The sequence below is a fragment of the Neoluteolibacter marinus genome (genome assembly GCF_014904755.1).
Lineage (GTDB): Bacteria > Verrucomicrobiota > Verrucomicrobiia > Verrucomicrobiales > Akkermansiaceae > Haloferula > Haloferula marina.
Window position 1 is genome coordinate 132,379 of record NZ_JACZFQ010000097.1, and the last position, 14,339, is coordinate 146,717.

10 protein-coding genes are annotated in these 14,339 nt (G+C 65.2%); 5 read left to right on the forward strand and 5 right to left on the reverse strand.

Annotated features, from left to right (window positions below; genetic code table 11):
• Positions 1–2 precede the first annotated feature (2 nt).
• On the reverse strand, positions 3–2,522 hold the full coding sequence (locus IG178_RS19120; RefSeq protein ID WP_193214186.1) for a c-type cytochrome: 2,520 nt from the start codon (positions 2,520–2,522) through the stop codon (positions 3–5).
• Positions 2,523–2,634: 112 nt separating this feature from the next.
• Between IG178_RS19120 and IG178_RS19125 the strand changes: the two genes are divergently transcribed.
• On the forward strand, positions 2,635–3,696 hold the full coding sequence (locus IG178_RS19125) for a Ca2+-dependent phosphoinositide-specific phospholipase C (RefSeq protein WP_193214187.1): 1,062 nt from the start codon (positions 2,635–2,637) through the stop codon (positions 3,694–3,696).
• Between the two features lie 48 nt (positions 3,697–3,744).
• On the opposite strand, the gene ahcY is transcribed toward IG178_RS19125, so the two are convergent.
• Together ahcY and metK are read right to left on the reverse strand one after the other, a co-directional pair.
• The gene (gene ahcY / locus IG178_RS19130) at positions 3,745–5,175 is read right to left on the reverse strand and encodes an adenosylhomocysteinase (protein WP_193214188.1); all 1,431 of its coding nucleotides are present in this window, start codon (positions 5,173–5,175) and stop codon (positions 3,745–3,747) included.
• Positions 5,176–5,208: 33 nt separating this feature from the next.
• Positions 5,209–6,378, reverse strand: coding sequence for a methionine adenosyltransferase (gene metK, locus IG178_RS19135; protein ID WP_193214189.1), 1,170 nt, complete (start codon positions 6,376–6,378; stop codon positions 5,209–5,211).
• A 65-nt stretch (positions 6,379–6,443) separates the two neighbouring features.
• Between metK and IG178_RS19140 the strand changes: the two genes are divergently transcribed.
• The gene (locus IG178_RS19140) at positions 6,444–7,349 is read left to right on the forward strand and encodes an ArsR/SmtB family transcription factor (RefSeq protein WP_226895594.1); all 906 of its coding nucleotides are present in this window, start codon (positions 6,444–6,446) and stop codon (positions 7,347–7,349) included.
• A gap of 22 nt (positions 7,350–7,371) precedes the next feature.
• Here the strand turns inward: IG178_RS19140 and IG178_RS19145 are convergent, their stop codons facing one another.
• Positions 7,372–9,603: a serine/threonine protein kinase gene (locus IG178_RS19145; RefSeq protein ID WP_193214191.1), complete on the reverse strand. Its 2,232-nt coding sequence runs from the start codon at positions 9,601–9,603 to the stop codon at positions 7,372–7,374.
• Positions 9,600–10,184 (reverse strand): ECF-type sigma factor, encoded by a 585-nt coding sequence (locus IG178_RS19150; RefSeq protein WP_343226020.1) that lies wholly within the window; start codon positions 10,182–10,184, stop codon positions 9,600–9,602. The genes IG178_RS19145 and IG178_RS19150 overlap by 4 nt, the downstream gene beginning before the upstream one ends.
• Positions 10,185–10,473: 289 nt before the next feature.
• Here IG178_RS19150 and IG178_RS19155 point away from each other — a divergent pair, with 289 nt between their 5' ends.
• The 3 genes from IG178_RS19155 (at position 10,474) to IG178_RS19165 (ending at position 14,295) form a co-directional block, all read left to right on the forward strand.
• Positions 10,474–12,819, forward strand: a complete 2,346-nt coding sequence (locus IG178_RS19155; protein WP_193214193.1) for a LamG-like jellyroll fold domain-containing protein — start codon at positions 10,474–10,476, stop codon at positions 12,817–12,819.
• Between the two features lie 122 nt (positions 12,820–12,941).
• Entirely contained in the window at positions 12,942–13,775 is an 834-nt protein-coding gene (locus tag IG178_RS19160; protein ID WP_193214194.1) for a phosphodiester glycosidase family protein, read from the forward strand.
• A gap of 184 nt (positions 13,776–13,959) precedes the next feature.
• Positions 13,960–14,295, forward strand: a complete 336-nt coding sequence (locus tag IG178_RS19165; protein ID WP_193214195.1) for a hypothetical protein — start codon at positions 13,960–13,962, stop codon at positions 14,293–14,295.
• The last annotated feature ends 44 nt before the right edge of the window (positions 14,296–14,339 follow it).

Here is a 14,339-nt window from a genome sequence, read left to right on the forward strand (position 1 = left end):
GTTCACTTCAAGCTGCGGATGAAGAGCACGATGCTTTGCATCTCGGTCTCGCTCAGCACACCCGCGTAGCTCCCCATACCGAGGGCGTAGCCTTTGACGATCGCCTTGCCCGGTTCCATCATCGACTCGATCAGGTAGGCGTCATCGGCCGTCCGTGGATCCCCTTCGGCAAAATGCCGCTCGGTTCTGTAGAGGCCTTTCCAGGTCGGCCCGCTGTGGCCCTCCTTGGCACCGTCGAGCGAATGGCAGGCAATGCAGCCGAATCGCGCCGACAATTCCCGGCCCTGCTCGAGGGTGGGAACGCCATTGCCCTGCGAGCCATCGTGCACGGTGGCCAGACCTTCATCGAGAACCGGCGGTTCGAATCCCATGGCATCCCAATCCGCAGCCGGTGGATCGCCCACGGTAAAGAACACCGACTGGGAGGAGGAAGCCGTGCCCTTGATGTGGAAACGATGTGAAATCTCCAGCTGCATCGTCGGCTTGAGGCCGGGGATATGAATGAAAGCTCCCTTGCCGTCCTTCGATAGGAAGCAGCCGCCGGTCGCCAGCGGATCCACGCCCTGGCTGCCATCCCGCTTGAGTCGCGGCGAACCGTAACCGGAACTCCGGCGATACTGCCATTCCTTCGCGGCCACCGCCTCCGCCGTCACCGACGCGGGATCCAACCCGGCGCCGAAGCGAAGGATCACCCCTTCCTTCACCACCGTCGCATCGACGGCCGTCGCCAGAGCATCGCCCGTCGGCCTCAACCTCGCCACGCCCTCCAGCGCGGGAGCCCGCGAATCATAGATGCGGAAGCCGGCCAGCCAGATCGATCCATCGGCCGGATGAGTCCGCGCGTGGAGGATCGGCAGGCCCGTGTCGATCGATAGCGGGATCACCGCCCCCCCCGTCGACGGCCATTCGCCGCCCGGCCTCACCAACAAGACCCTGCCGGTGCCGTAGGACAGGTCGAGCAGGCCGCCGTTCCAGTCCTTGAAGGCGGTGCCCCGCAACCACAATGGCGAGGCCGAGGAAGTGTCCTGGTCATGGGGAATCCAAACCGCAGGAGCCACCAGACCCGCCTCGCCATCGCTGCCGTATCCGAAATCCGCACCGGCCGTGACCGGGAAGATCCCGGACGAAGGCACCCAGTTTCCCTGCTGGTCCGACATCGCGATCCTGCCGCTCTTGCCGTCCCGGGCGAAGAAGGGCTCGCGGGCATGCGCGGCGACGACCTCAAGCTCCTTGCCGTCGGGGGAAATGGTCAGGATCGCCCCGCTGTGGGAATTGGCAGGGCGCTTGTTGTTGATCGAGCGCCCGTCGGTCGCGATACCGCCGATTGAGCACCAGGTCCGGCCCGTCTCGTCCACCTCCATGTCGAGCGGGTAGCCGCGGGTTCCCGCGGTCTGCATCACCAAGCTACTATGGTTTTCATAGAAGTCCGTCTCGCCGTCGCCATTGCGGTCGTGCAGGCGGACGATCCCGTTGCGGGTGAACACCTGCAGCACCCCGTTGACCTGCTCGATCGACAGCGGCTCGCAAAGTCCCGCCGCGATGCGCGTCCAGCGGCAACGCTTCCCCGCAAGATCGAGGCGCCACACATCACCGCCGAAAGTCACCAGCGCCGCGGTATTCGCAGCGAGGAAAACCATGTCCGCTGGCCGGACCCGTCGTTTCCACGGGTTGTCGAGCGGCAAGGCGACCCGGTCCATCGCCCACCCCGGCCCGGACCGCTCGTTGTCTTCGATCGCCGTATTGATGCCCCGCCGCCAGCGCGCCGGAGCGGCGCCGGGTGGCGCAGGGGTTTTGGCGGAGGAATCCCCACCGCCATAGGTCAGGCTCACCCGGCGCTCATTCTCCGAAGCCGCGAGCCGGGCGAACCGCAAGGCACCCTTGGTCTCGACTTTGAGCCCCGGATGGTTCTTCCCGACCTCAACGAAGGACCCGGAGTCCGGAAGCAAAAACAGAAGTTCCGGTCCCGGCGCGACCGCGAGATTGCGGATCAGGTGCCCGCGATCAACGGCATACCACTCCCTGATCTCCGTCTTCCCGCAACAATAGGACAAGACGCCCGTGTCACCTGCGGCGAGATACCCGAGGAATCGTCGCCCGCTGGCCTCCAGACCACCCCGCCCTGTATCCCCGCCGAAAGAAGGTCGCGGATCCGCCTCCAGGCCCTGCAAATCCGCCGCCACCCCCGGAAGCGGCGGGCATAGGACCGTCCCGCCGGCAGCAGGAGCTGGCAACTTGACGCCCCCTTTCTGCGTCGGCTTCTCCCAAGAGGCCTGAGCCATCAGCGCGAGTGACATGGGGGATTCACCCTTAGCAGGCTCGATCGCAATCACCGGACGCAGCAGGTCCTGGTCGAAGACGACCCATTTTCCGTCACCCACGTTCAACAGCAGCCCCCTCGCCACTTGGCCGCCAAGTCCGGCGTCCACCGGGCTACCATGCACCGGCACCGTCGGATCGAAAAACGGCGCCGCACGGGTGAGCTGCACCGTCACTGCCAGCACGAGAAGCGACAGGAATTTCATGGCGACAGGATGGAGACCTGAACCCGCACGGCAAGGCCAACTTTTGCATGCAAATTCTAAGCCCGAAACTTCGGGCTGGCTACTCTGGCAGCATCAACAGGAGAGTCGGGCCATGAGATTTGGCCTCCTTGCAATCGTTCTGGGCTTCGCCGGCGGCCACGCTGCGGAGCTCAAGCTAAACCAGCTCCAGGCAATCGGGAGCCACAATTCCTACCACCTCGCCCCGCCACCCGCCCTCCTCGACCGCCTGGGGGCGATGAACCCGGACTGGGCCGAAGCCTGGGACTACAGCCATCCCCCGCTGGTCGAACAGCTCGACGCCGGCGTCCGCCAGTTCGAACTGGATATCTTTTCGGATGAGAAAGGCGGCCTCTTCGCCCAACCGCTTGGCCTTCGCCTGATGAAGATCGCGGGAGCAACGACGCCACCCTTCGATCCAGAGGGTTTGCTGAAGAAGCCCGGCTTCAAGGTGCTCCACATTCCCGACGCCGACTATGGCAGCCAAGCCCCTACCCTGTCACTCGCGCTGTCGCAGATGCTCGCCTGGTCCGGGAAGCATCCCCGCCACCTGCCGGTGATGATCCTGCTCGAGTGCAAGGACCAGCCGCAGCCGCCGCTTCCGACGAAACCGGAAAAGCTTACCCGCGAACGACTCCTGGCCCTGGAGAAAGAAGTTCTCTCCGTCATCCCCGCCGAACGCATCCTGCGGCCCGACGATGTCCGCGGCAAACACCCGACCCTGCGCGAGGCGGTTCTCGGCGACGGCTGGCCCAGCATCGAATCCCTGCGCGGCAAGTTCCTCTTCGCCCTCGACAACACCGATGCCGTCCGCGACCGCTACCTTGAGGACAATCTAGCTTTGGAGGGCCGCCTGATCTTCGTCAGCGCGCCGGACGAACAGCATCCGGCCGCCGGCTGGTTCAAGTGCAACGATCCGGTCCGCGAGTTCGACCACATCCGCCAGCTGGTCGAGGCGGGATTCCTGGTCCGCACCCGATCCGACCAGCCCGGCTCGAAACCGCTTCAACAGACAAAGGCGATCGACAGCGGGGCCCAGTGGGTCAGTTCCGACCGCTTCGCCGCGGGGCACCCCCAGCGGGTGAGTCTTCCCGGCGGCCTGATGGTCCGCAGCAACCCCGCGAGCGGCGGCGACGGCCAGGCCATCGAACCATGAAAAAAGCCCCGCCGGCGGACCGGCGGGGCTGATTTCAAATGGAACGCTTCAGTAGCGGTAGTGCTCGGGCTTGAATGGCCCTTCCACCGGCACGCCGATGTAGTCGGCTTGCTCCTGGGTCAGCTTGGTCAGCTTCGCACCGATCTTCTCGAGGTGCAGGCGGGCCACTTCCTCGTCGAGGTGCTTCGGCAGCACCTTCACTTCGCCGGCCTTGTAGCTGTCCTTGTTCTTCCAGAGGTCGATCTGGGCGAGCGTCTGGTTGGTGAAGCTGTTGGACATCACGAAGCTCGGGTGGCCGGTGGCGCAGCCGAGGTTCACCAGGCGGCCTTCGGCCAGCATGTAGAGGCTGTTGCCGGTCGGGAACGTGTATTTGTCGACCTGCGGCTTGATGTTGGTCTTCACGACGCCGGAGGCCTTGTCGAGCTTGTCGATCTGGATCTCGTTGTCGAAGTGGCCGATGTTACAAACGATGGCCTGGTCCTTCATCTTCTCCATGTGCTCGAGGCGGATGATGTCCTTGTTGCCGGTGGTGGTGACGTAGATGTCGCCCCAGCCGAGGGTGTCCTCGATCGGCAGCACGCGGAAGCCTTCCATCGCCGCCTGCAGCGCGCAGATCGGGTCGACCTCGGTGACCACGACCTGGGCACCCTGGCCGCGCAGCGCCTGGGCGCAGCCCTTGCCGACGTCGCCGTAGCCGCAGACCACGCCGACCTTGCCGGAGATCATCACGTCGGTGGCACGCTTGATGCCGTCGACCAGCGACTCGCGGCAGCCGTAGAGGTTGTCGAACTTCGACTTGGTGACCGAGTCGTTCACGTTGATGGCGGGAACCAGCAGCGTGCCGGCCTTGGCCATCTGATAGAGACGGTGGACACCGGTGGTGGTCTCTTCCGAGACACCCTTCCAGTCCTTGACGATCTTGGCGAAGATGCCGGGCTGCTCCTTGCCGATCTTCTTGAGGAGGTCCTTGATGACCTGCTCTTCCTGGCTGCCGGCCGGGCCGTTGACCCAGTCGGAACCGTTCTCCATCTCGTAGCCCTTGTGAATCAGCAGGGTCGCGTCACCACCGTCGTCGACGATCAGTTCCGGACCGAGGCCCTGCGGGTTGACCAGCGCCTGCCAGGTGCACCACCAGTATTCCTCGAGGGTCTCACCCTTCCAGGCGAAGACCGGCACGCCGGCGGCGGCGATCGCGGCGGCGGCGTGGTCCTGGGTCGAGAAGATGTTGCAGGACACCCAGCGCACCTCGGCGCCAAGGTCGACCAGCGTCTCGATCAGCACGGCGGTCTGGATGGTCATGTGCAGCGAGCCCATGATGCGGACTCCCTGGAGCGGCTTCTCCGGGCCATACTTGGCGCGGGTCGCCATCAGGCCGGGCATCTCGTGCTCGGCGATCTCGATTTCCTTGCGTCCGAAATCGGCGAGGCCGATGTCGCGGACCTTGTAATCCTGGGTGAGCGGTTCTGCTACGGTGGACATGGTAATTCTCTGGTGTGGAGTTGAAGTTCGGGATTACTTTGCGGCCTTGGCGAGAGCGGCGGCCTTGTCGGTCTTTTCCCAAGGGAGATCGCAGTCTTCCTTGCCGAAGTGGCCGTAGTTGGTGGAGGCGGAGTAGATCGGGCGGAGCAGGTTGAGCTGCTTGACGATGTCGGCCGGCTTGAAGGAAAAGACCTTCTTCACTGCGGCGAGAATCTTTTCGTCCGAGGTGGTGCCGGTGCCGAAGGTGTCGACGTGGATGCTGACCGGCAGCGGGTGGCCGATCGCGTAGGCGAACTGGATCTCCACCTTCTTGGCGAGGCCGGCGGCGACGATGTTCTTGGCAACCCAGCGGCCCATGTAGGCGGCCGAGCGGTCGACCTTCGACGGGTCCTTGCCGGAGAAGGCACCACCCCCATGGCGGCCCATGCCACCGTAGGTGTCGACGATGATCTTGCGGCCGGTGAGGCCGGAGTCACCCTGCGGGCCGCCGATCACGAAGTTGCCGGTCGGGTTGATCAGGAATTCGGTGTCGGTTGTCAGCATGCGCTTGGGGATCACCTTCTTGATGACCTTCTCGATGCAGAACTTCTCGATGTCCGCGTGCTTGGTGCCGGCGGCGTGCTGGGTCGAGATCACCACGTTGACCACACGGGTCGGCTTGCCATCGACATACTCGACGGACACCTGGGTCTTGGCATCCGGACGCAGCCACTTGACCTTGCCGGACTTGCGGATGCGGGTCAGCTCGCGGCCGAGGCGGTGGGCATACATGACCGGCGCGGGCATCAGCTCGCGGGTCTCGTCGCAGGCGTAGCCGAACATGATGCCCTGGTCGCCCGCGCCCTGCTCGGCGGTCCTCTTGCCGACGGCCTTCTTGGCATCGACGCCCTGGGCGATGTCCGGCGACTGACCGGTAAGGTAGTTGTTGATGAAGACGGTGTCGGCGTGGAACACGTCGTCGTTGTTGATGTAGCCGATGCCGCGGATGGCCTCGCGGATGACTTCCTCGTAGTTGACCTTGGCCTTGGTGGTGATCTCGCCGCCAACGACGACGATGTTCGACTTCACGAAGGTTTCGCAAGCCACCCGGCTGTTCGGGTCCTGCGCGAGGCAGGCGTCGAGGATCGCGTCGGAGATGGTGTCGCAGACCTTGTCGGGATGGCCTTCACCGACGGACTCGGAAGAGAAAATGTAGGAACTCATGGGCGTTTCGTTTTTCGCATCGTCAAATCGCGATGCGTTGATGTATCCACCTGGCCATGCCGTCAATGCTGAAATCCCTGAAGCTTCTGGCCGACCCGACGCGACTGCGGATCCTTCACCTGCTCGACCGCGAGGAGCTGAGCGTCGCCGACCTCCAGGATTTGCTGGGCATGGGACAGAGCCGCATTTCGACCCAGCTGTCCCAGCTCAAGACAGGCGGATTGGTCGGCGATGAGCGCAGCGGCAAGAACAACATCTACCGCTCGAACATGACGCCCGAGGTCGCCGGACTCGCCCGCCACGCGGCCTCCGAGCTGCCGGAGTCGGCCAAGGATCTCACGGCCCTCCGCCACCTCGTCCGCAAGCGCCAGGACCGGGCGCGCCGCTACTTCGACCAGCTGGCCGGCCGATTCGGCCGCGACTACGTGCCGGGACGGTCGTGGAAGGGCCTCGCCGAAGCCCTGCTCAAGGTCATGGCCGGGGGGATCGTGGCCGACCTGGGTGCCGGCGAGGGCACGCTTTCCCAGCTCCTTGCCCAGCGCGCGGAGAAGGTGATCGCGATCGACCTATCGGAGAAGATGGTGGAATTCGCCACCGCCCTGGCCGCGGAACACGGCATCGGAAACATCGAATTCCGGGTCGGCGACATCGAAGCCCCGCCCTTGGACCCTGCATCCCTCGACCTCGCGGTGTTCAGCCAGGCGCTGCACCACGCCGCCCATCCCCAGAAAGCCATCGACTCCGCCTACCGCGCCCTGAAGCCCGGGGGGCGGGTCGTGGTGCTCGACCTACTGACGCACAGTTTCGAGCAGGCCAAGGAACTCTACGCCGACACCTGGCTTGGCTTCGGCGAGGGCGAGGTTTCCGCCATGCTGGAAAAGGCGGGCTTCACCGAAATCGAGACCGCGGTGGTGGATCGGGAGGCGGAATCGCCGAATTTCCAGACCCTGCTCGCGGTGGCCCGCAAGTGATTTGCCGCAAGCCGTCGCCGGCTCACGGCTTTGCCAGGACCTCCGGCATCCCGGCCTCGCGGGCCAGGACCTTGGCCACCGACCAATCGAACCAGTAGGCAGGCACTTCGTGCCCCGCTTCGAAATCCCGCCCGCCGGCGTCGACGATCATCCTGCGTGCCAACGCAAGATTCTCCGCCGCCGCTTGCACGTCGCCCCGACCCCGTGCGGCCATCGCTGCCACCGCCCGCAGCGATGCCTCGCAGGACCGCTTGATCATTTCATCTTCCAGACCGTGGCTTGCGACCGCCAGCGCTTCGTCAAAATCGCCCCGACGGAGGTGATCGAGGCTGGTGCTCAGCGCGATCCAATAGGCCGGCGTTTCGTCGGAGATTTGCCCGATGAGCCCCGCTACCCCTTCCAGCCGCTGGTGTTCCCCGGCTGAAATCGGCGCAAGCAGGCAGAACTTGAGAAGTCGCTCCGCCTCGACCGGACGCTCCACCGGGAGGTAGGTGTCGATCACTTCCGAGCGATAGGCCCGGTATTCGTCGGGGGCCAGCTCGGCCAGCACCGCACCGATCGCGATCAAGTCGAGCCCCTGCATGATCTTGGCAGGGTCCTCGAAGCGGTTGGCCTGGATCAGGAGCCGGTAGCAGGGCAAGGCGTCCTTCATCCGGCCGGCCCTGGCGTGCCAGTTGGCCAACGACCGGAACGAGGCGGCGGCTTCGATCGACGGGCCGATCGTCGATGGCGGGTGTTCGCGGTAAAGCGCATCCGCCTCGTCGATGCGGTCCTGATGGAGAAGGAAAGCAACCCGCGCCATGCTCGCCCGCGCGTCCGCTTCCAGGCGGAGCCGCTCCTCGTCCGCCCGCGCATCCTCCGCCTCGGTCCGGAGCCGGACCTGCAGGTCGCGCGAACGCTGGGCGTCCCGATACAAGACGGTGGTCACCGCCAGAGCGGTCAAAAGAAGCAGCATGATGACCGCCGACAAGGCCACGGCCAGCTTGTTCCGGCGGACGAACTTCCCCGCCAGATATATGCGTCCCGGCGGCCGAGCGAGCACCGGCTGATCGTGGAGATAGCGTTCCAGATCCATCGCCAGGCTGTTGACCGTCTGGTAGCGGCGGGCCCGCGCCTTCTCCATCGCCTTCAACACGATCCAGTCCAGGTCGCCCCGGATCGCAGCGATCAACGACGCCGGCTCGGTCCGCCTCCGGGCGGCAATGCCCGGCAGGTCGTCCTGCTCCCCGCTCCGCAACCGTTCGGAGGGACGCACCGTGTCGCTTTCCAGGATCGCCTCGTGAAAGCGCGAGATCCCGGCGGCACCGCGATCCGCCGGCGCGGCCGGCGGCATCGAGGTCAGCAACTCGTAGAGCAGCACCCCGAGGCTGTAGACGTCGCTGCGGGTGTCGATGTCGAGGCTCGACGGGTCGAGCTGCTCCGGACTCGCATACTGGGGCGTGCCGAAAAACTGGTCGTGCGACGTGAAAACCGTCTCGCTGGACAGCGGCCGGGCGTCGGTCGCCTTGGCGATGCCGAAGTCGATGATCTTCGGAAAATGGCTGCCGTCCTCGCGATGCACGACGAGGATGTTGGACGGCTTGATGTCGCGGTGGATGATCCCCTTCTGGTGCGCATGCTGGATGGCGTGGCAAACTTGGATGAAGAGCTCGATCCGCGCCGGAATGTCGAGCCGCTGATGATCGCAGTGATCGGTGATGCGCTCACCATTCACGAGTTCCATCACGAAATACGGGTTCCGGTCAGCCGGTGCGCTGGCATCCAGGATCTTGGCGATGCCCGGGTGATCCATCATCGCCAGCGCCTGCCGCTCCGCCTCGAAGCGGGCGATGATCTCCCGGGAATCCAGGCCGTGGCGGAGCACCTTCACCGCCACCCGACGGCGCACCGGGCGGTCTTGCTCGGCCTCGTAGATGATCCCGCTCCCCCCCTCCCCGATCCGCCGGATCAAACGATAGCCTCCGAGCCGCATTCCGGCTCCGGTCTCGACGGAAGGATCCCACGGCAGGTCGGCTACCGATTCTGTTTGTTCCCTCGCAAACTCCTTCACCAGGCGGACCTTCTGGTCGCTGGCCTCGGAGAAATACCGGCTGGCCGTGCGGGTCGATTCGATCAAGTCCCACATCTCCGCCTTGGCGGGATCATCCGGCGCATAGATCCGGTCGAGAAAGCGCCGCCGGGCTTCCGTTTCCTCGATCGAGAGCGCCGCCTGATAAATGGCGGACTCGAACTCGACGCTTTCGTCCCGGTTCATGATCCTTGCCCGGGCTTGCTCCCCGTGTGCTCGGCGATCAGCTGGTAAAGCCTCGCCTTCGCATACATCCACTGCCGCTCGACGCTGCGCACCGCCATGTTCTCGATGCGTGCGATCTCCGCGGTACTAAGTCCCCCGTAGAACTTCAGGAGCACGATCCGCGCGGCTTCCGGGCACTTTCGTTCAAGGACGCGCAGACACTCGTGGATCATCAGGATGTGATCGTCGTTCTCTCGCCAGTTTTCCTCCGACCATCCGGCCGTCGCGGGAGGCGTGCGCTTTGCCGCCAGCTTCGACCGGGCACGATCCACCAGAATGCGGCGCATCGCCTGTGAGGCCGCGCCGAAAAAGTGACCGTCGCTGCGCCACGCCCCGTCGCCGTCGATGCCCACGCGCATCCACGCCTCGTGGACCAGGGCGGTGGGCTGCAAGGTCGGGCTCGGCCCCCACTCCCGGGTCAAAAGCTGCGAGGCCAACCGGCGGAGCTCCTCATACATCTTCGGCAGAAGCTGCTCCGAGCTGAACATCAGGCTGGTCGCGGGATCTTCCATCGAAACGCCGGAGCGAAAACCGGCCTGCACGCTACCGGGAAGGATTTTCCGCGTCAAGGAACCCGCCGATACCCGCTGGAAGCGGTCGTTTTCCCGCCAGGGCCAAACTGACTTTCCACCGCGAAATCCTGTCGCCCGACATTTTTTTGGCGGTTTCGCCGGACGGGCTGCGCACTGCGAAACGAACCCTCGGGATGCCCGTCCACCGGCATCGCGGAACCCAAGCGTCTCCCAGTGAACCCCTGGAGCACCGTGCCCGACGGAACCCATCCGAAAAAAATTGAAGACACGTCCCATGAACCAGAACCCACACAACCCAATGGCACCCCCCACCCGTATCCACCGCAGCGCCGGCGCGAAATGGCCCGCCTCGCTGCTTGCCGGTGCGCTGCTGGCCCCTCTTCACGGCCAGGATCTCGCCCACCGCTGGAGCTTCGACACCCTGGCGGACAGCGCCGGATCCGCGGATGCCGTCCTGGTTGGCACCGCCTCCCTGTCCGGCACCGGCTCGCTCACGCTGCCCGGCGGAGGGACCCGCACCAATCACGCCACGGTTCCGATCGGCAGCACCATCGCCGGGCTTTCCAGCATGACCGTCGATACCTGGTTCACGATGAACGCCCAGCAAGACTGGAGCAAGGTATGGATGTTCGGCACCACACTAGGCTCGTCGAATGCCTCGCCCTACATCGACCTCACCCCGCGCGCGGGCACCGGCGGAAATCCCCCGTCCGCGGGTTTCAAGGCCGCCGGCACCAACGCCGAGTCCAACACCCGCAACGATCCGAATCCCGCCGCCCTGGCAACCGCCACCGAGTATCACGCGACCGTGGTCTTCGATGCCGACAAGGACACCATTTCCCTCTATCTCGACGGCACCTTGGCCGACAGCACGACCTGGACGGGCCAGATCTCCGACCTTGGAAATACCGTCGACAACTTCATCGGAGCCCCCGTTTTCTACAACGACGCGAACTTCAACGGTTCCGTCAACGAGATGCGAATCTGGGACGGCGCGTTGAGCCCCGGCAAGGTCATGGCCTACCACAGCGCGGGCGCTGATTCCGTTCCCGCCAACGATCCCGCCCTGTCCGTTTCGAACACATCGACCTCGTCGCCGGGAGGGGCCATCGTGGTTGAGATCCCCGTCCACAACGTCGGCGACAGCTTGCCGTTGACCATCAGCAGCATCGAACTCTCCGGGGTCGATGCCGACTACTTCTCCGCGCCTGCCAGCTACCCCGAAAACATTCCTGCCGGAGAGTCAGGAATCCTCCAGGTGAACTTCGACCCGGAGTTCTTCAGCGGGAACTTCAATGTCGATGTCCTCATCCACAGCAACGACAACCTCGATCCCGACCAGACCATCCACCTGACCGTGAATGTCTCGGAGCCCGATGCCGTTTACACCGCGAACTTCAGTACAGTGGCCAACACCGAGGGCGAGCAGGCCTACGAGATCACGGTCACCAACAACAGCACCGCGGCGCTGGAAATCTATGACGGCGTCATCCTCGCAACCGCGGCAGCTCCCCACTACCACCAGCGCTTTGCGGTCGACCACGACTTCGTTGGCAGCGGTGCGATCGTCATCCCGGCGGGTGAAGTCGGCGCAGTGCCGGTGACCTTCGACCCCACGGGCCTCGGCGCCGGGGCCAAGGCCGCAATCGTTTCCCTCCAAACCAACGAGTTCGACAACTTCCTTCCGGAGATCCCGGTGAGCGTTGAGGTCACCGGCACCGTCGACGACGGACCAACCGCCCTCGCCCACCGCTGGAGCTTCGACGATGCCACGGACAGCGTCGGCGCCGCCGATGTCGTGTTGAACGGGACCGCGTCGATCGGCTCCGGCAGCCTTACGCTTCCGGGCACCGCGGTGCGGAGCGACTACGCCGAGATCCCGATCGGCGAAACCCTCGCCACCTCCAACAGCGTGACGATCGAGACCTGGTTCACCATCGCCGAAGCCGGCGAGACCTGGCGCAAGCTGTGGATGTTCGGCTGCATGCAGGACTCCGAGGCGAACTCCGTGTGGATGGACTTCACGCCCTACTCCGGCGATCCCGCGGCCGCCCCGTCGTCCAGCGCGAAGGCCCCGGGCTTCCAGGGAACCACCCGCGCCGACGGCGGTCCGCCCGAACTTTCGGTGGGTCAGGAACACCACTCGGCCGTCGTCTTTGACGCCGGTGTCGGCCAGATCCTGCTCTACATCGACGGCGCGCTGGTCGATTCGGGCCCGATGACCGGAGCCGTGCACCAGATCGGGATCACCGACAACAACTACCTCGGCGCTGCGGTCTTCTTCGGAGACGCGGACTGGAAAGGCTCGATCAACGAAATGCGGGTCTGGAAGGGCGCCCTTTCGTCCACCGACGTCGCGGCCAGCCACACCGGCGGCCCGGCCAACGTGATCGAACCGGGTGCCGCTCCCGTCGAGCCCTTCGCGGTCGCCGGGGTGTCGATCGTCGGCGGTCAAGTCACCCTGACGATCTCCGGCATGTCGCCGGGCCAGCAGTATCACCTCGAGACCGGCATCTCGCTCGACGACTTCGCGACTGTTGAAGGCAGCACCTTCACCGCGGGTGAGGCCGTCCCGACGGTTCCCGCGGATGGACCGCGCCGCTTCGTGCGGGTCGTCGAGGGCCCGGAGCCCGTGGCCCCCTGATTTTCCAAGATGGGTAATGGAAATCGCCGCCCGGGGACCGGTTCTGGGTTCCTGTCCCCGGGCGCGCGAATCGCCCGGCAATGAAAGTTGCCGGGCCGCGATGGGGCCGCTTTGCTTGGCGCATGCGGCCCCATTTCCTGTTCGCCACGCTCGCGCTTGCAGCCTGTTCACCGGTCGAACCGCCGGCGGCGGCCGTCACCCCGGCCCCGTCGCCGGTTCAACAGGAGTCCCCCTCCGCTCCACCCCAAGCAAGCAAGCCGGTCGCCAAGCCCGATGCCGGGCCTTTGATTTCGCCCCGCCTTGTCGAGACCAGCGTTTCCGGGATCCCGGTGAAAGCCGTTGTCTTTGATGCGAGGAGTCACCACCTGAGGGTCGCGGACCAAGCCGGTGGCCCTGACAGCCAATGGCCGGATGCCCGGGCTGCCGGTCAGGCCATGGGCGGGCTCGCCGCGGTCAACGGCGGATTCTTCACCCCCGAGGGCCAGCCGCTCGGCCAACTGGTCGCCGCCGGACGGAAAACCGGCACTGTCAACCGCGCCTCCTCGCTGGGCGGCGGTTGGTACGTGGACGACGGCAGGGGTCTCGACCTCGTGCGGCGTGAGCAATTCCGGGGCGGTCGCGAAGCGCTCCAGACGGGACCCTTCCTGGTCGAAAACGGCCGGCCGGTGAGCGGCCTCAGCACCCGCAGTTCCAGCGCCCGGACCTTCCTGGCCAGCGACGGGCGCCACGGCTGGATCATGGCCACCACCGGGGCCTGCTCGCTTGAGGAACTCGCCAAAGCCCTCGCCGGCACCAACATCGGCGGCATCCCCCTCCGCAGCGCCCTGAACCTCGACGGTGGGCGCTCGTCGGAAATCTGGATTGCCGGAACCCTCGCCGGAGGCCCCCGCCACGACCGGCCGTTCTGGAACAAACCGGTGCGCAATTTCCTCGTGCTGACCCCGCGCGGCGAGTGAAACGAATCGCCGGGACACGCTGGTTTATAAGCTTTCCCGAAATATCGCCCCCTCGGTAAATCCCGCCTGCAAGGACCGTGGAATCAAGGATCGAGGACCACGACAGGATTCGATTTGGACAGCGGAGCTTCCCCGTGCTAGCGGTTCCGGCGTTTCCCCCTAACAAACAACACCCCCGATTTTCATGAAACCCCTCTGCTGCGTCGCCGCCGCCCTGACTCTCGCCTCTTGCGGACAAATGAGCCAGATCAAGCAAGCGACGACCGGCGGCTTCACCAAGGTCTCCGAAGCGTCCAAGGCATCGTTCGCCAAGCTGATGCCCGCCCGCGTGCCGATTGTCGAGGTCCGGGCGGAAGACCTGAAGGACCTCCCGTCCGGCCAGGAGCAAGCGCTCGCCTTTGAGAAGACCCGCCGCAACCGCTTCTGGATCTTCAGCGGACCGGTCGATTTCGAGGAGCCGCAATTGCCCGATGATACCGGGGCCATGAATGGCGACCTGTTGCCCCCGAAGGTGGAGTGACCGCCGCACGGCGGCGGCCGGGAAAAAATCCCGCGGATCCGGAA

What these genes read in the sequence shown, in the direction of transcription:
- IG178_RS19120 (WP_193214186.1), bottom strand. Translation starts at nt 2,522, where the DNA reads ATGAAATTCCTGTCGCTTCTCGTGCTGGCAGTGACGGTGCAGCTCACC.
- IG178_RS19125 (WP_193214187.1), top strand. Translation starts at nt 2,635, where the DNA reads ATGAGATTTGGCCTCCTTGCAATCGTTCTGGGCTTCGCCGGCGGCCAC.
- ahcY (WP_193214188.1), bottom strand. Translation starts at nt 5,175, where the DNA reads ATGTCCACCGTAGCAGAACCGCTCACCCAGGATTACAAGGTCCGCGAC.
- metK (WP_193214189.1), bottom strand. Translation starts at nt 6,378, where the DNA reads ATGAGTTCCTACATTTTCTCTTCCGAGTCCGTCGGTGAAGGCCATCCC.
- IG178_RS19140 (WP_226895594.1), top strand. Translation starts at nt 6,444, where the DNA reads ATGCTGAAATCCCTGAAGCTTCTGGCCGACCCGACGCGACTGCGGATC.
- IG178_RS19145 (WP_193214191.1), bottom strand. Translation starts at nt 9,603, where the DNA reads ATGAACCGGGACGAAAGCGTCGAGTTCGAGTCCGCCATTTATCAGGCG.
- IG178_RS19155 (WP_193214193.1), top strand. Translation starts at nt 10,474, where the DNA reads ATGGCACCCCCCACCCGTATCCACCGCAGCGCCGGCGCGAAATGGCCC.
- IG178_RS19160 (WP_193214194.1), top strand. Translation starts at nt 12,942, where the DNA reads ATGCGGCCCCATTTCCTGTTCGCCACGCTCGCGCTTGCAGCCTGTTCA.
- IG178_RS19165 (WP_193214195.1), top strand. Translation starts at nt 13,960, where the DNA reads ATGAAACCCCTCTGCTGCGTCGCCGCCGCCCTGACTCTCGCCTCTTGC.